Below are 18,159 nucleotides of genomic sequence, written 5' to 3'. Positions count from 1 at the left end.
GCGTGTGTGGGCGGACGCCCGACTCGCAGGTTACTGCGTGGAGGACCCGATTCCTACTGGAGGGTAGCAAAGCTATTGGTACATCCCCGGGCTCGTTCCGTCGCCGTCGTGCACGCCGTGCAGACCGCCGCGCTCGTCGCGCCAGACGCGCCAGCCGTCGACCGCCCCGGTGTACCAGCTCGGGGGTACGGCCTGCGCCGCGTCGAGCCGGTGGCCGCTCTTCAGGTCGTACGGGCAGAGCGCGGCGATGGGGTAGAAGCCCTGCTGGCCGGTGATCTTCAGCGGGGCCGGGGTCGTGGTGCAGAACGACCAGGCGCGCGCGTGCCCGCCGACCGCCTTGCCGGTGCGCAGGTCGTACATGAGGCTGGGCTGGTCGTGCGCCAGGAAGCCGACCGCCGAGAGGTTGTCGGGGAAGGCGAGCCACCAGGTGGCCTTCGGCGTGCCCGACGTGGTGAGGCGGGTCACCGACCGGCCGGTGCGGGGGTCGAGCTCGGTGAAGCCGCCGTAGCGGTCGTGGTCGTCGACCTCGCGGGTGATCAGCGAGACCGCCGGGTTGGCGCTGGGGTAGACCCGCAGCAGCCGCTTGCGCACCCACTGCTGCTTTCCGTCGTCGAGCCGCAGCGAGAAGAACCCGAACGCGGACAGCGGGCCGTTCGCCCGCGTCTGGTACGGGGCAAGGTAGCCGATGAGCGTGTCGCCCACGGAGCCGAACGCCCAGCCGCCGGAGAGGTCCGCCCCGCGGCCCAGGGCGTTTTCGACCGGGAACGCCCACACCTCCTTGCCGGTGGCGAGATCGTGCGCCTCCACCGTCGGGTGCGCCGACATGCGGAACACCACCACGCGGCCCGGCCCCGCCCACTCGACCTCGGCCACGCCCGGCATGTGCCAGGCCGGCTTGCCGGTCTCGGGGTTCAGCACGGTGAAGGCGGCGGACTTGCGCGCGGTCTGTGCGGACACGCAGAGCAGCGTGCCGCACCGGGCCGGGCCGAAGGTCGTGCCGACGGCCCGCGTCCAGCGCTGGGCCCCGGTGCGTGCGTCGCGGCCCACCAGGGCCGTGCCGTGACCCTGGGTCTCGACGCTCGCCACGACGGTGTGCCCGGCGGTGCCGGCGATGGCCGGTGGCGCGACGCCCATCGCGGCCGGCCGGCCGGAGATCACGGCAGGCCGGGCCCACAGCCGCTTGCCGCTGCGGACGTCGCTGACGACCGTCTGCAGGTGCCCGTCCCGCCCCAGTGCGGTGGACGCGGTGAATCCGGAGCCGATCACGGGCCGGCTGACCGCGTCGACCGCGGTGTCGTTCCACGCCGGGCGGTCGGCCGCGGCCGGGGTGTCGGACGAGCCGCCACAGGCGGCCGCGCCGAGCATGAGCGCGGCGGTCTGTGCCGGGATGAGCGCGGAGAGTAGTCGTCGATGTGGCGCCACGGCCGGGGCCTCCTTTGGTTGGACGCCGGTCGAGGCTAGCAGCGCTGGGTGACGGTTCGCAGACGGAACGTGATGATGGAGGGGTGGGGTACCTTCTGAGCAGAACCGTTGTGGAACGACAAGGACGTCGCCCGTGGATGTGCACAACTCCCTGACCGAGCTCATGGGAAACACCCCTCTGGTCCGGCTCGGCAAGGTCACGGCCGGGGCGCGGGCCCAGGTGCTCGCGAAGGTCGAATACTTCAATCCGGGCGGTTCGGTGAAGGACCGCATCGCCGTCCGCATGATCGAGGCGGCGGAGGCCTCCGGGGCGCTGCGCCCGGGCGGCACGATCGTCGAGCCGACCTCGGGCAACACCGGTGTGGGCCTGGCCATCGTCGCCCAGGAGAAGGGCTACCGCTGCGTGTTCGTCTGCCCCGACAAGGTGGCCGGCGACAAGATCGCGGTCCTGCGGGCGTACGGCGCGGAGGTCGTCGTGTGCCCCTCGGCGGTATCGCCCGAGCACCCGGAGTCGTACTACTCCGTCTCCGACCGCCTCGCCACGGAGATCCCGGGCGGGTGGAAGCCGGACCAGTACGCCAACCCGAACAACCCGCGGTCCCACTACGAGACGACCGGGCCGGAGATCTGGACGCAGACCGAGGGCCGGATCACGCACTTCGTCGCGGGCATCGGCACCGGCGGCACGATCAGCGGCACGGGCCGCTACCTCAAGGAGATCTCGGACGGTCGCGTCAAGATCATCGGCGCCGACCCGGAGGGTTCGGTCTACTCCGGCGGCAGCGGGCGGCCGTACCTCGTCGAGGGCGTCGGCGAGGACATCTGGCCCGAGACGTACGACCGGGACATCTGCGACCAGGTCATCGCGGTGAGCGACAAGGACTCCTTCACGATGACGCGGCGGCTCGCGCGCGAGGAGGGGCTGCTGGTCGGCGGATCGTGCGGCCTCGCGGTGGTGGCGGCGCTGCGTGTCGCCGCCGAGGCCGGCCCGGACGACGTCGTCGTCGTGCTGCTGCCCGACGGCGGCCGTGGCTACCTGTCCAAGATCTTCAATGACGACTGGATGGCCGACTACGGCTTCCTCAGCTCCGACACCGAGGAGCCGCGCATCGCGGACGTGCTGTCCCGCAAGGGCACCGGCCTGCCGGAGTTCGTGCACGTCCATCCGCACGAGTCGGTCGGCACCGCGGTCGCGATCCTGCGCGAGTACGACGTGTCCCAGCTCCCGGTCATGAAGGAGGAGCCGCCGGTGATGGCGGCCGAGGTGGTCGGCTCGGTGGGCGAGCGCGACCTGCTGGCCGCCCTGGTCACCGGCCGGGCCTCCGCCGACGACCCGCTCGGCGACCACATGGCGCCGCCCCTGCCGATGGTGGGCTCCGGCGAGCCGGTGAGCGAGGCGGTGGGCGTCCTGGAGAAGGCCGGCGCCGCCGTCGTCCTCGTGGACGGCAAACCCGCCGGAATGATCACCCGCCAGGACCTCCTCGGCTTCCTCGCGGGCAGCTAGTGTCCTGCGTTCCTTCTGAACCGGACGTGTCGGCCATCCGGCCACCATCCCGCACCCCACGTGACCGGACATGAGAAACGCCCGGCGGCGCTTGTCGCGCCGCCGGGCGTTTCCCTATCGGGACGCCGGCCCGGCCGGGCCGGTCGGTTGACCCCTAGATCAGTGGGGCCGTCCTGCCAGTTCGTACGGCTCCGCCGCCGGGGGACCGGGCTTCTTGGCCCGGTCGGCGTGGCCGGGCCACCAGGCGGCGTGCCCGATCAGCGCGGTGACCGCGGGGACGAAGAACGTCGAGACCACGAAGGCCGACAGCAGGATGCCGATCGCCACGCCGAACCCGATCTGGGCCAGGAACGACATCGGCGACAACACCAGTACGGCGAACGAGCCCGCGAGGATCACGCCGGCCGCCGCCACGGTCGGGCCCGCGTGCTGGATGCCGACTGCCGCGGCACGCCGCGGGTCGTGGCCCTCGCGCGCTTCCTCACGCAGTCGCGCGATCATCAGGATGTTGTAGTCCGTCCCGATGGCCAGCACGAACAGGTACAAGATGATGGGCATCTGGAACATCAGCCCCTCCTTGCCCTCCGCGCCCTGGAACAGGGCCACGCTCGCGCCGAGGGTCGCGGTGAAGCCGAGCAGCACCGCCACCACCAGGTAGACGGGGGCGACCAGCGCACGCAGCAACAGGGCCAGGATGATCGCGATCAGCACGATCGCCACCGGCAGGATCACCGACAGGTCACGGCTGCTGACCGCGTTGATGTCGGCGAAGACGGCCGTGGTGCCGCCGACCAGCACCTTCGTGCCGGGCGGAGCGTTCCGGTGGACGGTGTCCCGCAGCGGCCCCTTCACCAGGTCGATGGCCTCGTTGGAGTTGGGGTTGAGCTTGAGGATGACAGGGATCTTGGCGACTGTCTTGTCCGGGTTGAGCTCGGCCTGCCCGGCCTGGCCATAGCCACTGGCATTGATCTTCTGCCGGAACTGTTCCAGCGCCTGCTTGTCGAGTTGCCCGTTGCCCTGGACGTACACCTGGGTCGGGTCGGTCAGGCCCGGCGGGAGGCTGCTGCGCAGATCCTTCAACGCCATGGCCGACTCGGTGTTCTGCGGCTGCCCGGCGCTGAAGTCGTAGTCGGCCTTGAAACCGAGCGCCACCGAGGCCAGGGCGAGCAGGACGACGCCGGAGGCGACCGCGGTCACCAGCGGCCGGCGGCCGACGGCGTTGCCCAGCCGCGTGAACACGCTGGCCTTGGGCTCCTTCTTCCACGACTTCGACGGCCAGAAGACCGCCCGGCCGAGCAGCGAGACGACCGCCGGCACCAGTGTGAGCGCGGTGATGAGCATGACGCCGACCGCGATCGCGAGCTGCGGGCCGAGGGCGCCGAAGGACTTGAACTTGGCGAGCAGGAGCACGAGGAACGCGATGATGACCGCGCCGGCGGCCGAGGCGATGGCCTCGCCGACCCGCTCGACCGTGACGATCATCGCTGTCTTCTTGTCCTCCCCGAGGCGTAGGCGCTCTCGGTAGCGGAACAGCAAGAACAGGATGTAGTCCGTGCCGATGCCGTACAGGACGATGAGGATCAGCGGCTCCATGCTGGAGTCGAACTTCAGGTCGAACGCGTTGCCGATGATCGCGGAGACCGCGTTGGAGGCCTCGAGCACGAGGCCGACCACGAAGATCGGCAGGAGTGCGGCGATCGGGGCACGGAAGATGATCAGGATCAGCGCGATGATCAGGACGACCGTCGCGATGCCGATCAGCGCGAAGGTCTTGTTGCCGGACTCGGCGTTGTCGATCTGGCTGGAGACGTTGCCGCTGATCCCGTAGTGCAGGCCGGTGCCCTGGAACTCCTGGGTCGCGGCGACGCGAAGCTTCTTGATCGCGTCTTCGTTCTTCTTCTCCAGCTTCTGGTCGCTGAAGTTGGCCGGCAGGGGCACCATGACGATCTGGATGCGGTGGTTCTGCGAGAGCGTCTGCGCGCTGGTCGCCACCGCGGTGATGCCCGGGATGTGCTTGGCCTGGAGCGCCTGCGCGATCTGGCCGACCTTCTTCTGGTCGGTGGAGCTCAGGGCCTGCCCGTCGCTCCGCTTCACGACCATGAGTTCGTTGCTGACCTTCTGGCTGCCGCTCGGGAAGGCGCGGTCGGCCAGCTTTCCAGCCTGGACCGACTCGTACTTCGTGGGCAGGAAGTCCTGCTGGTCAGAGTGGGTGTCGAGCTTCGGTGCGAGCACGACTGCGACGGCCGCGGCGACCAGCCAAGCCACGATCGTCCACCATGGGTGCCGTACGACGGTACGCCCCAGCCATCCGAACACGGGTGGCTCCCCTTCGTCTGGTATCGATTGTCCCTAAGAAGGTAAGGGCGGGAAGAGGCGCTTACCTCCCCTCATGAGGCGATATCGACCCTCGTCCCTGTGGGGGAGAAGTCTCATCCCTGGGTATGGCTCACCTTTGGTACGGCTGTGTCGGTGGTGGCACTAGCCTCACTTGCATGGACGGTTTCAACGACGTGACCGGCTTCGAGACACTCGCCATTCACGCTGGCCAGGAGCCCGATCCCGCCACGGGAGCGGTCGTTCCGCCGATATATCAGGTATCCACCTACAAGCAGGACGGAATCGGAGGTCTGCGCGGCGGCTACGAGTACAGCCGTACCGCCAACCCGACCCGCGCCGCGCTCGAGGAGTGCCTCGCCGCGCTGGAGGGCGGGGTGCGGGGCCTGGCGTTCGCCTCCGGGATGGCCGCCGAGGACACGCTCCTGCGTACGGTCTGCAAGCCCGGCGACCACGTCGTCATCCCCGATGACGCCTACGGGGGCACGTACCGGCTGATCTCCAAGGTCTTCAAGCCGTGGGGCCTGGAGTACGACCCGGTGCCGGTGGCGAGCGTCGACGCCGTACGCGCCGCGCTGCGGCCCGACACCAAGGTCGTCTGGGTGGAGACGCCCACGAACCCGCTGCTCGGCATCGCCGACATCGCGGCGCTCGCGCAGGTCGCCCACGACGCGGGCGCGCTCCTGGTGGTGGACAACACGTTCGCGTCGCCGTACCTCCAGCGGCCGCTGACGCTCGGCGCCGACGTCGTCGTGCACTCGACCACCAAGTACCTCGGCGGTCACTCCGACGTGGTCGGCGGCGCGCTGGTCGTGGCCGACATCGAACTGGGCTCGCGACTGGCCTTCCACCAGAACTCCATGGGATCCGTCGGCGGCCCGTTCGACGCCTGGCTGACGCTGCGCGGCATCAAGACGCTCGGCGTGCGCATGGATCGGCACTGCGCCAACGCCACCCGCGTCGCCGAGTTCCTCCGGCGGCATCCGAAGGTCTCGTCGGTGCGCTATCCGGGTCTGCCCGACGATCCGGGCCACGAGGTGGCGGCCAAGCAGATGCGGGCGTTCGGCGGCATGGTGTCGTTCCAGCTCGCCGAGGGCGAGGAGGCCGCCGTACGGGTCTGCGAGAACACTCGGCTGTTCATCCTGGGGGAGTCGCTCGGTGGCGTCGAGTCGCTGATCGAGCACCCCGCCCGCATGACGCACGCCTCGGCGGCCGGATCGCCGCTGGAGGTGCCGGCCGACCTCGTACGCCTGTCGGTGGGCATCGAGGACGCCGACGACCTGCTCGCCGATTTGGAACGTGCCCTCGGCTAGCTTCCTGGGAAGAGGCCCGCATGGTGCGCCCGTCTCTGGTCGAGGCGGGCGCCGCCCGGTCGCACGCATGCGGACCCGCACGAGCGCTCAGGCGCGCGGTCCGAGGAACAGGCCACCGCTTGCGTCGATGACCTGACCGGTGACCCAGCGCGCCGCGTCGGAGGCGAGGAACGCGACCACGTCGGCGACGTCGTCGGGCCCGCCCAGGCGATTGAGCGCCGTCGTTCCAGCGATGAATTCGGTCAGGCCCGGCGCTTCGAAGACCGATCCGTTGGTCGCCGTCCGAGTGGCGCCGGGAGCGACCGCGTTCACGGTGATGCCTCGGGCTCCGAGCTCGTTGGCCAAGGTCATGCTCATCGTCTGAACCGCGCCCTTCGTCATGGCGAAGGACGTCTGGGCGGGGTTGGCCATCCGGGTCGCCACGGACGAGATCGTGACGATGCGGCCACCGTCGCGGAGCAGTGGCAATGCTCGCTGGATGATGAAGTACGGCGCTCGCACGTTCACCGCGAAGAGGTGGTCGAACTCCGCCCGCGTCGTCACTCCGAGCGGGCCGGCCGGCGCAGCCGCCGCGTTGTTGACGAGGATGTCCAGCGGACGCCCGGCCAGGCCGGCCTCGACTCCCGCGAAAAGCGTCTCGACGTCGTCATCCACGCCCAGCTCCGCCCCGACGGCGAGCGCGGTTCCACCGGTACGTTCGATCTGGCCGACCGTCGCCGTCGCGCCGGCCTCGTCCGTGCCGAAGTGCACGATGACCATTGCCCCCTTCGCCGCCAGCCGGGCCGCGATCGCCTGCCCGATGCCGCGCGATGCTCCGGTCACGAGAGCCGTCCTGCCGGTCAGATCACTCATGGCAACCCTCCGAGGTGTTAGCCGCTATCAATCTGGTAGTCACTACCATCGTGGTAGTGTCTATCACATGCCGGACCAGCACCCGACGTTGCGAGCGAAACGGCGGGCCGAGACGCAGCGCACGATTCAGGCGCACGCGCTACGGCTGTTCACCGAGCGCGGATACGACGCCACGACCGTGACCGACGTCGCCGAAGCCGCGGGTGTGTCGCCCATGACCGTGTACCGGCACTTCCCCACGAAGGAAGACCTGGTCCTCATCGACCAGCACGGCAGGCTCGTCGCCGAGCGGATCGCCGCGTCGTCCGCCGAGCAGCCCATGGTCCGCCGCATCGGTGGCGCGCTCATCGCCTCGGCCGCGACGTTGACCGGTGGCGGCCGTGGAGACGACCTGACGGCGGACGCGCGGTTCCTGCTCGCCCGCCTCCGGCTCATGATCTCGACGCCGGCCTTGCGGGCCAAGCACCTGGACAACCACTACGCCCTTCAGCAGGCGATCGTCGACGCCCTCGAAGACGATGTCACCGGTCCCGACGCGGGGTTCCACGCACAGGCGGCGGCCAGCGCCTGCCTGGCCGCCATGCACACGGCGTTGGTGCGCTGGGCCGAGGACGACGGACGGACCGAGCTGTCCGATGTGATCGCGGAGGCGCTCGCCGCCGCCTTCGGCGATGACTTCGTCGATGGGAACGGCAGGAGGCCGCGCGGCTCCCAGAAATACCAATAACGCTTAATAGGCGACAAATTACCCTTCGCCCCGGCCAATACGCCGAGTCGCGGCGTGGTCACACGCTACGATCATGCGGAAATCGCCAGAAAAGGGTTGTCGCCATTATGAAGGCTATTCGCGTTTCCGTGGTTCTTGCCGCATTGCTGTCGATGTCCGCCTGCGGCGGTGAGAGCGACCAGGGAAAGCACGACGGTGGCGCCAAAGGGTCCGCGGCGCCGCCCGCCGTGTCGTACTCCGGGCCGGCGATTCCCGGGCTCGAGGCGAAGCCGATCTGGAGCGTGCCGAACGCCGCGGCCGTTTCGACTGTCGGTCTGGGAAAGGCGTTCGCCGCCGTGCTCGGGAGGCAGGGCCAAAGTGTTGTTCTCCTCGACGCCGCGACGGGAAAGAACATCGGAGCGAACCGGCCGCTCGCCGAACCGACCTCGGACACGGACGGGTCTCCGGGACTGATCCGGGACGTTCACCGCGGCGCGCCCGTCGCCGTCGTGCGCTTTCGCGAACACGTGCCGGCCAGCGGAATGCAGGGCGAGCACGACCAGACCTCCGACCTCGTGCTCGACGAGACCGGGCGTGAGGTCTGGCGTTCGCCGACCAACGTCGCCGGCGAACGCCATTTCGTAGGCGGGTACTTCGTGGACGGAAGTCTCGCCATGTCGGGTGGATTCGTGCAGAGCACGGGCCCGTACGACGGTCTGCCGACCGGCGTCTCGACCATCACCGCCGTCGACGGGGGGCAGAGCGTCAAGAGCGGCCAGGGCGACGGGAGCTACGAATTCGTTTACGCGGTCCGCGGCACGACGGCGGTCGAAACCCATCAGGGCGATCTGTCCGCGGACGGGATCGAGGGGCTGAACCTCACCACCGGAAAGCCCGGATGGACGATGAAGGGCGTCGACTACTTCGGCGTGTTCGGCGACGCGGTGCTCACCGGCAAAGGCGACTGGAAGACCGAGACCCAGCGGCTCACCCTCCTCGACGCGGCGTCCGGGCGGAAGATCGGGAGTGCCCGCACCGCCACCTTCGACTGTCACGTCTCGGCGTTCGACAAGGATTCCGGCTCGATCCTGTGCGGAAGCCAGCGGCTCGGCCGGTCACCGCTCACCGCCCTGGACAACACCACCGCGAGGGTGCGCTGGCAGCAGTCCGGCGCCAACGCCCGTAACGTGCTTCCGGCCGTCGCGGGCGGCGGCGTCGCCTACCTGACGGCCACCGACACCTCCACCAGCGGCGACCAGTCGCACACCTACGTCGCGGTGAACGACCGCACCGGTCAGGTTCTCGCCGACAACCTCCAGATCGACGACATCACGCTGGCCGACTCCGGCGTCGCGCTGATCTCCTACCAGGGCACCCTGTACGGATTCCGGATGAAGAAGGTTGCCTAATCCCGGGACGCGAACAGGGCGCACAGGCAGGCGGTGACCGCGACGGCCAGGAAGGCGTCGACGGCGGGTTCGAGGCCGACATGGTTCGCGAGCAGGCCGACGACGATCACGGGCAGCGCCTCCGCGACGTACGTGACGAGGTAGAACGCCGAGAGCACGCCCGCCCGTGAGCCGTCGGGCGCGATCTCGTTGACCTGCCGTACCGCCCCCATGAACGCCAGGCCCTGCCCGCTGCCGGCGACCACCACGCCGGCCAGCGGCAGCGGGAGCCAGGGGATCCAGCGCAGGCAGATCACGATCGTCGAGCCCAGGGCCAGGAGGACCAGGCCCGCGCGGCGCGCCCGCCTCTGGCCGAGGCGGGCGCCGGCCGGCTGTACGCAGGCGGCGGTGAGCAGCAGGAGGCCGCTCGACAGGCCCGCGACCAGCAGGTCGTGCGTACGCAGCAGCGACGTGGTGTACGCCGGGGTGAGCGTGAGGAAGAGGGCGGCGACGGCCCAGGCCAGCGCGCTCATCGAGGCGGCGGCCAGGAACGGCCGCCGGATGGCCGCGGGCACGCGGGGCCGCGCCGGCCGCCACCGGACCCGGGCGGTACGGCCCGGCAGCGTCGGCGCACCGGAGAGCGCCAGCGCGAGCAGCCCCGTCTCGACGACGTAGCAGAGCACGCGTGGCGCTGGAGCGTACTGGGCGAGGGCACCGGCCAGCATCGGGCCCAGCCCGGCGCCGCCACACAGCGCGATCGAGGCGACCGCGGATGCCCTCTCACGGTCGCCGTCCGGCTCCGCGCGGACCAGGCCGGCGGTGAGCGCGCCGGACGCGGCCCCCACCGCCAGGCCCTGGAACGCCCGCCCGGCGTAGAGCCCTCCCACGCGCGTCGGCGAGAGCCAGCAGCGTCGCGCCGCCCACGGCCAGGACCAGGCCGAACACGGCGACGCGCCGGGGCCCGACCGCGTCGGCCAGCGGGCCGAACAGCGGCAGCGCGAGGACCAGCGTCCCGCAGTAGACGGCGAAGACGAGCGTGACGACCAGGTCGGAGAACCCGAAACGCGCCTGGTAGACCGCGTACAGGGGAGTGGGCAGGCCCGTGCCGAGCACAGGACGGCCAGCGCGTACGCCGTGGCGGCGAACCGGACACGGCCGCCGGGCCGCGCCGGGACCGCGCACCTGGCCACCGGCTCTTCGATCATGCCGATCATGGTGGAGCCGCAGGTCCGTACGGGTCCAGCTAAACTTTGTGGATGGAACCGGTAAGCAAACTCTTCACGATCGACCGCTACCGGCTCCGCGTACTCCGGGAGCTCGCCGACCGCGGCACCGTGGCCGCGACCGCCGCCGCCCTGCACGTGACGCCGTCCGCCGTCTCCCAGCAACTGGCGACCCTCGCCCGCGAGGTCGGCGCGCCGCTGCTGTCGCGCGACGGCCGGGGCGTACGTCTCACGGCGCAGGCGCGGATCCTGCTGGACCACGCGAGCATCGTGCACGCGCAGCTCGAACGCGCCCGCGCGGACCTGGACGCCCACACCGACGGCGAGGTCGGAGAGGTGGTGATCGGGGCGTTCGCCAGCGCCGTCACCGGGGTCGTCGTTCCCGCGCTGGCCCGCCTACGCCGCGAACGGCCACGGCTGCGCGTTCGCGTCGTCGAGGCGGAGGCCCCCGGCTGCTTCAGCCGCCTCGGCGTCGGCGAGCTCGACGTGGTCATCACCGTCGACTGGCGCGACGCACCCCATCGCGCCGACCCCCGATACGCGCGCCGCGACCTGCTCACCGACCCGATGAACGTGGTCCTGCCCGCCGACCATCCGCTGGCCGGGCGCGAACGGCTTGAACTGGCCGACCTAGCGGACGAACCCTGGGTCGCCGGGCGGTCCGGACCCTGCCTGGAGGTCGCGCTCGCCGCGTGCGCCGAGGCCGGTTTCAACCCCGAGATCCGTCACCGTACGGACGACTGGACCGCGCTGGGCGCGCTCGTCGGCGTCGGCGCGGGCGTCGCGTTGGCGCCGAGCCTCGCGCTCCCTGCCGCGCCGCCCGGCACGGTGCTGCGCGCTGCGGCGCCGCGTCCGCCGGCGCGCCGGATCTTCCTCGCCGTACGGGCCGGCGCCGAGGACTCTCCGCTGCTCCGGCCGGTGATCGACGCCCTCAGTGCCAGACCATGAGCACCAGGATGACGATCCAGATCAGCGCGACGACGCCGGAGAGGGTGGCGATACGGCCGGTCTCGACCTTGGCGGCCTCAGCGGCGGGTCGCGGCTCGGGCCGCGGTTCGGGCTTCGGCTCCGGAGCCGGCGTCTCGGCCTGCTCCGCGCCGGTCGGGACGTCGGCTCCGGCCACGGGCTTGTCGGTCGGGGCCGTGGTCGGGGCGGTGGTCGCGGTCGTGTCGGCGGGCCGCGCGGCCTCCGCCTTCTCCGCGCGCCGCTCGGCCGCGGCGACCTCGATCTTGTGGATGGCCTTGCGCTGGTCGCGTTCGACGATGAACAGCAGCACGAACGCCACGATGAACAGCGTCATCGACGCCGACAGCCACATCTGGTCGAACTTGCCGTGCGCCACCAGCGCCCCGAACAGGAAGATGCCGAGCGTCAGCAGCCCGTAGATGCGGGTCATGCGGTTGAGGTTGCGTACGACCGACGCCTCACCACGCCGGATGTGGCGCGGCGTGGCCATGGTCGCCGCGGTCACCGGCCCGAGTGCGAAGATCGCGAAGCCGATGTGCAGGATCATGAGCAAGCGATCGCCACTGGACATGGCACGACCCTAGCGCCCGCCCGCGATCGCGGCCAGTGCACCCCGGCGTCACGCTGCGTGAATACCCGGATGGTCGATCCACACGTGCTGGGCGTCCGGCGTGACCGTCAGCCCGAACCGGTCATGCGTCGGCCGTCCCATCCCCAGCCACCGCAGGTACGCCCGCTCGGCCTCGTCCCACAGCCGCCGCGCCCCCTGCTGCTGAACGAGGAACTCGCGCCGCCCGGGAGCGTAGTCGACCGACGCCCACGCGCCTCTGTCACCGGCCTCGACCAGCCACAACGTGCACTCGTCCGCCTCGGCGCCCTCACCGTGGAAGAGATACGTCCGTACGCCGGGGACGGCGGCGGCGAGGAACAGGTCGGCCGCCGAGTCGGCGCGCAGCCGCCGGGGGTCCAGCCGGGTCGCCGATTCGGCCAGACCGTCCTGAGGCAGGCCGGACAGCGAACGCCAGGGGACGCGCTGACCCCGCAGGGGCATGTAGCCGGCGAATCCGGGGAAGGCCCCGACCGCCGTACCGTCGCCGACGACGTGCAGCCGGGCGAGCCACCCGAACCCCCATCCCGGCGCGAACGGCAGGACGATGACGCCGCCGGGCCTCGTCTGCTCGACCCAGGCGTACGGGATGCCGGTGACGCCGGCGGCGACGTGCACGCGATCGAACGGCGCGGACTCCGGCAGGCCGAGCGTGCCGTCGCCCACGAACAGGCGCGGCGCGTGGGCCGTGCCGGAGAGGTTCTTGGCCGCGCTCTCGGACACCGCCGGGTCGATGTCGACGGAGGTGACGTTGCCCGCGCCGACCCGGTACGACAGCAGGGCCGCCGTCCAGCCCGTACCGGTGCCGACCTCCAGGATCCGGTTGTGGTCCTCGGGGGCGAGGTGGCTGAGGAACTCGGCGACCGTGCCCGGCGCCGAGCAGGAACTCGACGGTTCCCCCGGGTCCGCGACATCGGCCGTGCCGTCGGATCGCTGCGTGATGATCGCGGCGTCGGAGTAGACGGCGTCCCACCACGTGCCGGGATCGGCGGTCCGGTCGATGACGAATCCCGGACCGGGACCGTTCGGCGCGGCCCACGCCCGCTCGGGCACGAACAGATGGCGAGGCACCGCGTGGAACGCCGCCCGCCAACCCGGATCGAGCAGATCTCCGTCGGCGGCCAGCCGATCACAGAGCCGGTCGATCCGGGCGGTGAGATCGTCGGGGATCATCGGCCCGGCTTGTTCCCGTCACCGGAGTTGCCACCCGACCCGGAACCTCCGGAGTGTGAACCACCCTGCGGCCGGTTGCTGTCGCCGCCCTTGCCGTCCTTCGGCTCGCCGCTGTGCTGTCCCATCGGGACCTCCCAGGGGTAGGAGGAGCAGTGGACAGCAGGCTATGGCAAGGGACTGGGCGTTGCTGTAGCCATTCGGTTACGCCCTGGTGGCTTTGTGCGATGTAAAACGCATGATTCGTCACCAGGCGGCAAACGTCGGAAATCCGGCGGTCATGCCGAAGTGAGGCCCCCACCGCTCGGACCGGCGGTGGGGGCCTCGCCATAAGCGCTTACTCGCCGCCGTCCTCGACGATGGTGATCTCCACGCAGTTGCCCTGGTCGGCACTACGCGTGGACTTACGCCAGTCGAGATCTGCTACGTCCATTTCTCCTCAATCACTTTCCTGATCAGGTCGAGGGATTCCTGTTGTGAGAGGGCGAACGTCCTGATGGCCTCCCAGGAGGCCGCCAAATCGGCGAGCTCCTCACGACTGCTGGTGACGATGCCTCGGATGGCGGTATCCACATACGCCACGTCGGCGCCGTCCACCGTTGCGATGGTGAACGCCCCTCGGGGACGGGGGTTCATCTCGGATCGTACGACTTGCAGGGACAGCCGCGGCCCTACCGCCGCGATGAGCTGCTCCAGCTGGGCGCGCATCACCTCTTTGCCGCCACGTCCGTGGTGAAGGACCGCCTCATCCAGCACGACGTGGAACATCGGGGGACTGTCCGTCTCCAGGACCTGCTGACGTTTCATCCGCTGGGCGACTCCTGCCTCATCTCCCGGCAGGAGCGCGCGTGCGTAATCCTCGATCTGCAGCAGACCGGGAATCACGAAAAGCTCGAACGCTCGCAGGACTTCGGCTCGGGTCTCCTCGTCCACCCACTCGCGGAACCAGCCGGGTAGGACCTCGCCGTCGAGTTGTTCGTAGACGTTCATTAACGCGCCCGGTGGGATGCGGAGCGCCCTTTCGAGTGCCGTGATCTGTTCGGCTCGGGGGCGTAGCTGGGCGGTCTCGACGTTGCTGACCCAGCCGTTGGTGTAGCCGAGCGCCTTGGCGAGTTCTTTCTGCGTGAGGCCGGCGGCGTCACGGAAGGTGCGCACCATGCGCCCGAGAGTGACGAGCGTTGGGCTGCGGAGCCTACCCATATTGCCTCCTTTGTCGGATTCAACGCTGCTCTACGCGGTTCGATCGACGCTCCTGATCCGCACACGGACACTTCCGCTTCGCGTGGTGAATTGGCGGGAGAGTCGCGAACCGTTCCGATCGTAGTTCGAAACCGCCAATCTGTTGGCACGATTACCGACAACGGGAGTTTTTCGAATGGATGTCATTGCCTCGGGGCCTGAGGAAAGCGCGGACCGGCTCACCGAATGTCTCGCCAAGGCGTGCGAGGAGGCGGGTCTGAAAGTGACCGTGATCGAGCCGTCCACCCGGCTCAAGGTCCACGTGCCGTACGGCAGCGAACATCTCAATGAGGTCATCACGTTGCGGCCGGATCCCGGCGAGGTGCTGACGTGGTACTGGTCCTGGGACGAACCCGCGCACCCCGCCCCGATCTGCCCGGCCCACGACGTCGCGACGGCCGTACGGCTCATCCGCCACGTCGTCGCCGCGGGAGCGACCCGATGAGCCCTCGAACGAGTCCGCCGCAGGCGGAAGGGGACCCGCTGACGCGGTCGATCCGGTCGTTCGAGGCGGCGCGGGCGGCGCTCGGCATGCCCGGCGTCTCGTGGGCCGCGGACCTGACGCGACTCGACGCGCTCGTCCGCCGGTACCCGATGCAGGCGCGGTCCATCCTGCGTCAGATCGAGACCAGCCCGTACGAGGCCGACGGTGCCTGCTGACCGGAAGGGAGACATCGACGTGTACGCGGGCGGCCGGACTTCGGACCTCAGGCTGATCACCGAGCTGTGCCGGGAGTCGGCGAAACGGGGGCTGAACGTGAGTATGAGCGACGCCCGGCCGGCCGCGGTGATCCGTACCGGCACCGCGCCGTCGTGGTGGATCACCGTGGACGCATCGGGTGAGTTCTTCGAGTGGCGTGGCGCCGGATTCCGCCATCCGGTCACCGACCCGGCGGGCGCGGCGGCATCCATAGCCCGCCGAGTCGGTACACCGGGCGCGGCGGAACCACGGCGTACGAACCCGGTCGGGGAGGACCAATGAGCGGCCGGGACGGCGACGCCCGGCCGATGATCGGGGCCGGTGAGGAACTGCTCACCCCGCGAGAGGTGGCCGAGATCTTCGGTGTCACCGCGGCGACCGTCGCCGCATGGGCACGCGTTGGAATGATCGTCTCCTTCGTGCGCACACCGGGCGGCCATCGCCGTTACCGCCGCGACGATGTACTCGCCCTTCGCGACGCCCGTCATACCGCCGAGCCGAACTCGGAGCAGGGGATGGAGCAGGACGCCGTCCGTCTGTACGAGCAGGGCTGGCCGATCCGCCGGGTCGCTGCTGAGTTCGGGTGCAGCTATGGCAAGATGCGCCGGATCCTGGTGAAACACGCCGTCCTGAACGGTCGCAGAGCCGTACGCCCGAATTGATCCCACCCGCCTATCGGGCGTTTCTCGACGCCGGCCAACGGTGGCGGTCTGCCGTACAGCGTCCGTGTGCCGCCCGGTCCGGGAGGAGAGCCGATCAGCTACTCCGACCTGTTCCGGCTGGGGCGTGACCGGCGCGGCGAGTACGGCTGGGGGACGCTGCTCGGCGAGTACCGGCGGCTTCAAAAGAGCCGGCTGGCCGACCACCTGCCGGTGCCGACCTGCTCCCGATCGCGCGTACCGGTGGTGATGACCTGGTCTTCCTCGACCTGGCGCCCGACCGGTACGGGCAGGTTCTCGGCCTCGTCCATGGCCTGCCGGAATGGGCGGGATCGTGGGCCGGTGACATGTCCGGTGGCCTGGCCGACTGGCGAAGCCGGCCCTGGGCCAACGGGTGACCACACAGCTCCCAAGCATGCTGCTGTTGACGTCCCATTTACGGCACTACGTTGCGGACCGCCTAGCAATTTTAAGGCATAGGTTCTAGGTTTCTTGAAATATGAGGTCAATCCGTTGTTCTCACAATAAAATGTGCCTCTCTGGGGAGAGGGGGTGGCATGATGAAGAAGATTGTTGTTCGTAAGGCGGGTTCGGTCCGTCTGACCAGTGCGGCGCAGCCGCTGTACGTTTGCTATCAGTAATTACAACTCTTTTTCAGCCCTCCCTGAGGAGAGGGGGTGGCAAGGTGAAGAAGATTGTTGTTCGTAAGGCGGGTTCGGTCCGTCTGACCAGCGCGGCGCAGCCGCTGTACTTCTGCTATGAGTGATTAAGTCTTTTCTGGGGCGGAGGTCGAGTGTAGAGCTGGGTTCGGCCTCCGCCGCCTATCATTTTTCAATGCGCGGGAGGCGGGTGGTGGCCGAAAATGCTGGTGTCGATCTCGAGCGGGTCGTGTGCCTGTATCCATTGGAGTATCTGGACGACGGGGACGAGGTAACCGTAGGTCGATTGGACGTCGACTCCTATGCCGTCCTGCCCAAGGACGGTGCCGAGCTCGTTCGCCGGTTGGCCGAGGGGATGACTCCGCGCGAGGCGGCTGACTGGTACTCGGGTGCCTACGGGGAAAGCGTCGACGTCGGGGACCTGCTCGACACCCTCGACGAGTTGGGATTCATCCGCTCCGACGCGCGATCCGCGACGGAATCTCTGTCCGGCGAGACGCGATCGGTACGCTGGCAACGCCTCGGCCGGGCATTGTTCTCATTTCCCGCATGGGTCTGCTATGGCGCTCTCACGGTCGGCGCCGTCGTTGCCATGGCGCGGTCACCGCAGCTGGTGCCGCATTATCGGAACATATTCTTCACGAAGTCATTCACGATAGTCGAAGTAGTGCTGTTCTTCGGCCAGTTCCCGTTGCTGCTGATTCACGAGGCCTTTCATGCGTTGGCCGGTCGCCGACGCGGGATTCGGTCACGACTGAGCATCGGCCGCCGGCTGATATATATCGTGTTCGAAACCTCACTCGATGGCTTGGTCATGATCCCGCGCCGACGGCGGGTCCTGCCAATTATGGCGGGAATGCTGGCGGATGTGGTCGTGCTGGCCGTGTTGACGTTGTCGGCTTCGGTCGCCATCGATGACACCGGCACCCCGGCGCTTTTCGGTAGAGTGTGCCTCGCTCTTGCCTATACGACGTTGCTTCGCCTTTCATGGCAGTTTTATTTTTATCTGCGCACCGATCTGTACGTCCTGTTCGCCACTGCGCTGGGATGCGTCGACCTGCACGACGTGGCCAAAGGTGTGCTGCGCAACGCTTTTCGCCGTTCGCTGGGAAGGCCGGCGTTGGATGAATCATCCTGGCATCCGACCGATCGGCGGGTGGCCCGCTGGTATGCCTGGCTGATGCTCGCCGGGTACCTGGGCACCATCGTAGTCTTCCTGGTTGCCGTTCTGCCGACGGCATACCATTTGTTCAGCGGTGTGCTCAGCCGATTCTTCGGCGGTGCCGCGACATCCGGCGAGCTGCTCGACTCGGCCGTGTTCGTCGGCCTCAACCTCACGCAAATCCTGCTGGTCGTCCTACTGGCCGGACGAGACCGGCGCCGAAAAACCACGACCCATAAATAAAAGGATAGAAAA

Annotated in this window: 20 protein-coding genes; 10 read left to right on the top strand and 10 right to left on the bottom strand. The window is 69.2% G+C overall.

Going from position 1 to position 18,159, the window contains the following annotated elements; all coding sequences use genetic code 11:
- Positions 1-72: 72 nt before the first annotated feature.
- On the bottom strand, positions 73-1,422 hold the full coding sequence (locus tag QSK37_RS08245) for an outer membrane protein assembly factor BamB family protein (protein ID WP_285618671.1): 1,350 nt from the start codon (positions 1,420-1,422) through the stop codon (positions 73-75).
- Between the two features lie 133 nt (positions 1,423-1,555).
- On the opposite strand from QSK37_RS08245, the gene QSK37_RS08240 reads away from it, so the two are divergent.
- The gene (locus QSK37_RS08240) at positions 1,556-2,926 is read left to right on the top strand and encodes a cystathionine beta-synthase (protein WP_285618670.1); all 1,371 of its coding nucleotides are present in this window, start codon (positions 1,556-1,558) and stop codon (positions 2,924-2,926) included.
- 159 nt (positions 2,927-3,085) lie between these two features.
- Here the strand turns inward: QSK37_RS08240 and QSK37_RS08235 are convergent, their stop codons facing one another.
- Complete coding sequence (locus QSK37_RS08235; protein ID WP_285618669.1) at positions 3,086-5,242, bottom strand: MMPL family transporter; 2,157 nt, start codon at positions 5,240-5,242, stop codon at positions 3,086-3,088.
- 176 nt (positions 5,243-5,418) lie between these two features.
- Here QSK37_RS08235 and QSK37_RS08230 point away from each other — a divergent pair, with 176 nt between their 5' ends.
- On the top strand, positions 5,419-6,573 hold the full coding sequence (locus tag QSK37_RS08230; protein WP_285618668.1) for a cystathionine gamma-synthase: 1,155 nt from the start codon (positions 5,419-5,421) through the stop codon (positions 6,571-6,573).
- 87 nt (positions 6,574-6,660) lie between these two features.
- Here the strand turns inward: QSK37_RS08230 and QSK37_RS08225 are convergent, their stop codons facing one another.
- Positions 6,661-7,425, bottom strand: coding sequence for an SDR family oxidoreductase (locus QSK37_RS08225; RefSeq protein WP_285618667.1), 765 nt, complete (start codon positions 7,423-7,425; stop codon positions 6,661-6,663).
- Positions 7,426-7,492: 67 nt separating this feature from the next.
- Here QSK37_RS08225 and QSK37_RS08220 point away from each other — a divergent pair, with 67 nt between their 5' ends.
- Together QSK37_RS08220 and QSK37_RS08215 are read left to right on the top strand one after the other, a co-directional pair.
- Complete coding sequence (locus tag QSK37_RS08220; protein ID WP_285618666.1) at positions 7,493-8,152, top strand: TetR/AcrR family transcriptional regulator; 660 nt, start codon at positions 7,493-7,495, stop codon at positions 8,150-8,152.
- A gap of 128 nt (positions 8,153-8,280) precedes the next feature.
- A complete protein-coding gene (locus QSK37_RS08215) occupies positions 8,281-9,540 on the top strand; it encodes a hypothetical protein (protein WP_285618665.1) in 1,260 nt (419 codons plus the stop codon).
- Here the strand turns inward: QSK37_RS08215 and QSK37_RS08210 are convergent.
- Positions 9,537-10,364: an MFS transporter gene (locus QSK37_RS08210; RefSeq protein ID WP_349497947.1), complete on the bottom strand. Its 828-nt coding sequence runs from the start codon at positions 10,362-10,364 to the stop codon at positions 9,537-9,539. The two genes, QSK37_RS08215 and QSK37_RS08210, sit on opposite strands and share 4 nt — an antisense overlap.
- Positions 10,300-10,632, bottom strand: a complete 333-nt coding sequence (locus QSK37_RS51425) for an MFS transporter (protein ID WP_349497946.1) — start codon at positions 10,630-10,632, stop codon at positions 10,300-10,302. The genes QSK37_RS08210 and QSK37_RS51425 overlap by 65 nt, the downstream gene beginning before the upstream one ends.
- Before the next feature lie 143 nt (positions 10,633-10,775).
- Between QSK37_RS51425 and QSK37_RS08205 the strand changes: the two genes are divergently transcribed.
- A complete protein-coding gene (locus QSK37_RS08205) occupies positions 10,776-11,690 on the top strand; it encodes a LysR family transcriptional regulator (protein WP_285618661.1) in 915 nt (304 codons plus the stop codon).
- Here QSK37_RS08205 and QSK37_RS08200 read toward each other — a convergent pair.
- The 4 genes from QSK37_RS08200 to QSK37_RS08185 all read right to left on the bottom strand — a co-directional run bounded on the left by QSK37_RS08200 (position 11,674) and on the right by QSK37_RS08185 (position 14,643).
- Positions 11,674-12,279: a hypothetical protein gene (locus tag QSK37_RS08200; protein WP_285618659.1), complete on the bottom strand. Its 606-nt coding sequence runs from the start codon at positions 12,277-12,279 to the stop codon at positions 11,674-11,676. The genes QSK37_RS08205 and QSK37_RS08200 overlap by 17 nt on opposite strands.
- A gap of 48 nt (positions 12,280-12,327) precedes the next feature.
- Entirely contained in the window at positions 12,328-13,488 is a 1,161-nt protein-coding gene (locus QSK37_RS08195; RefSeq protein WP_285618658.1) for a methyltransferase domain-containing protein, read from the bottom strand.
- A 334-nt stretch (positions 13,489-13,822) separates the two neighbouring features.
- Positions 13,823-13,918, bottom strand: coding sequence for a DUF397 domain-containing protein (locus QSK37_RS08190; RefSeq protein WP_285618656.1), 96 nt, complete (start codon positions 13,916-13,918; stop codon positions 13,823-13,825).
- On the bottom strand, positions 13,909-14,643 hold the full coding sequence (locus QSK37_RS08185; RefSeq protein ID WP_285618654.1) for a helix-turn-helix domain-containing protein: 735 nt from the start codon (positions 14,641-14,643) through the stop codon (positions 13,909-13,911). Before QSK37_RS08185 ends, QSK37_RS08190 begins: the two co-directional genes overlap by 10 nt.
- A gap of 304 nt (positions 14,644-14,947) precedes the next feature.
- Between QSK37_RS08185 and QSK37_RS08180 the strand changes: the two genes are divergently transcribed.
- From QSK37_RS08180 to QSK37_RS51420, 4 genes are read left to right on the top strand one after another with little or no spacing between them, the layout of a single operon-like run.
- Positions 14,948-15,169 (top strand): hypothetical protein, encoded by a 222-nt coding sequence (locus tag QSK37_RS08180; RefSeq protein ID WP_285618652.1) that lies wholly within the window; start codon positions 14,948-14,950, stop codon positions 15,167-15,169.
- The gene (locus QSK37_RS08175) at positions 15,166-15,384 is read left to right on the top strand and encodes a hypothetical protein (RefSeq protein WP_285618651.1); all 219 of its coding nucleotides are present in this window, start codon (positions 15,166-15,168) and stop codon (positions 15,382-15,384) included. Before QSK37_RS08180 ends, QSK37_RS08175 begins: the two co-directional genes overlap by 4 nt.
- Positions 15,374-15,706, top strand: a complete 333-nt coding sequence (locus QSK37_RS08170) for a hypothetical protein (RefSeq protein ID WP_285618649.1) — start codon at positions 15,374-15,376, stop codon at positions 15,704-15,706. The genes QSK37_RS08175 and QSK37_RS08170 overlap by 11 nt, the downstream gene beginning before the upstream one ends.
- Entirely contained in the window at positions 15,703-16,086 is a 384-nt protein-coding gene (locus tag QSK37_RS51420; RefSeq protein ID WP_349497945.1) for a MerR family DNA-binding transcriptional regulator, read from the top strand. Before QSK37_RS08170 ends, QSK37_RS51420 begins: the two co-directional genes overlap by 4 nt.
- Positions 16,087-16,265: 179 nt before the next feature.
- Here the strand turns inward: QSK37_RS51420 and QSK37_RS08160 are convergent, their stop codons facing one another.
- Positions 16,266-16,394: a hypothetical protein gene (locus tag QSK37_RS08160; protein WP_285618647.1), complete on the bottom strand. Its 129-nt coding sequence runs from the start codon at positions 16,392-16,394 to the stop codon at positions 16,266-16,268.
- A gap of 523 nt (positions 16,395-16,917) precedes the next feature.
- Between QSK37_RS08160 and QSK37_RS08155 the strand changes: the two genes are divergently transcribed.
- Complete coding sequence (locus tag QSK37_RS08155; RefSeq protein ID WP_285618646.1) at positions 16,918-18,147, top strand: hypothetical protein; 1,230 nt, start codon at positions 16,918-16,920, stop codon at positions 18,145-18,147.
- Positions 18,148-18,159: the final 12 nt, after the last annotated feature.

Origin of the sequence: Actinoallomurus iriomotensis, assembly GCF_030269445.1 — a bacterium.
Lineage (GTDB): Bacteria > Actinomycetota > Actinomycetes > Streptosporangiales > Streptosporangiaceae > Actinoallomurus > Actinoallomurus iriomotensis.
This window is presented reverse-complemented; position numbering and strand designations above follow the sequence as displayed.

Bases quoted from the DNA above. Each gene is read 5' to 3' on its own strand.
- QSK37_RS08230 (WP_285618668.1), top strand. From the start codon at position 5,419: ATGGACGGTTTCAACGACGTGACCGGCTTCGAGACACTCGCCATTCAC.
- QSK37_RS08225 (WP_285618667.1), bottom strand. From the start codon at position 7,425: ATGAGTGATCTGACCGGCAGGACGGCTCTCGTGACCGGAGCATCGCGC.
- QSK37_RS08220 (WP_285618666.1), top strand. From the start codon at position 7,493: ATGCCGGACCAGCACCCGACGTTGCGAGCGAAACGGCGGGCCGAGACG.
- QSK37_RS08205 (WP_285618661.1), top strand. From the start codon at position 10,776: ATGGAACCGGTAAGCAAACTCTTCACGATCGACCGCTACCGGCTCCGC.
- QSK37_RS08200 (WP_285618659.1), bottom strand. From the start codon at position 12,279: ATGTCCAGTGGCGATCGCTTGCTCATGATCCTGCACATCGGCTTCGCG.
- QSK37_RS08195 (WP_285618658.1), bottom strand. From the start codon at position 13,488: ATGATCCCCGACGATCTCACCGCCCGGATCGACCGGCTCTGTGATCGG.
- QSK37_RS08190 (WP_285618656.1), bottom strand. From the start codon at position 13,918: ATGGACGTAGCAGATCTCGACTGGCGTAAGTCCACGCGTAGTGCCGAC.
- QSK37_RS08185 (WP_285618654.1), bottom strand. From the start codon at position 14,643: ATGGTGCGCACCTTCCGTGACGCCGCCGGCCTCACGCAGAAAGAACTC.
- QSK37_RS08175 (WP_285618651.1), top strand. From the start codon at position 15,166: ATGAGCCCTCGAACGAGTCCGCCGCAGGCGGAAGGGGACCCGCTGACG.
- QSK37_RS51420 (WP_349497945.1), top strand. From the start codon at position 15,703: ATGAGCGGCCGGGACGGCGACGCCCGGCCGATGATCGGGGCCGGTGAG.
- QSK37_RS08160 (WP_285618647.1), bottom strand. From the start codon at position 16,394: ATGGACGAGGCCGAGAACCTGCCCGTACCGGTCGGGCGCCAGGTCGAG.
- QSK37_RS08155 (WP_285618646.1), top strand. From the start codon at position 16,918: ATGCGCGGGAGGCGGGTGGTGGCCGAAAATGCTGGTGTCGATCTCGAG.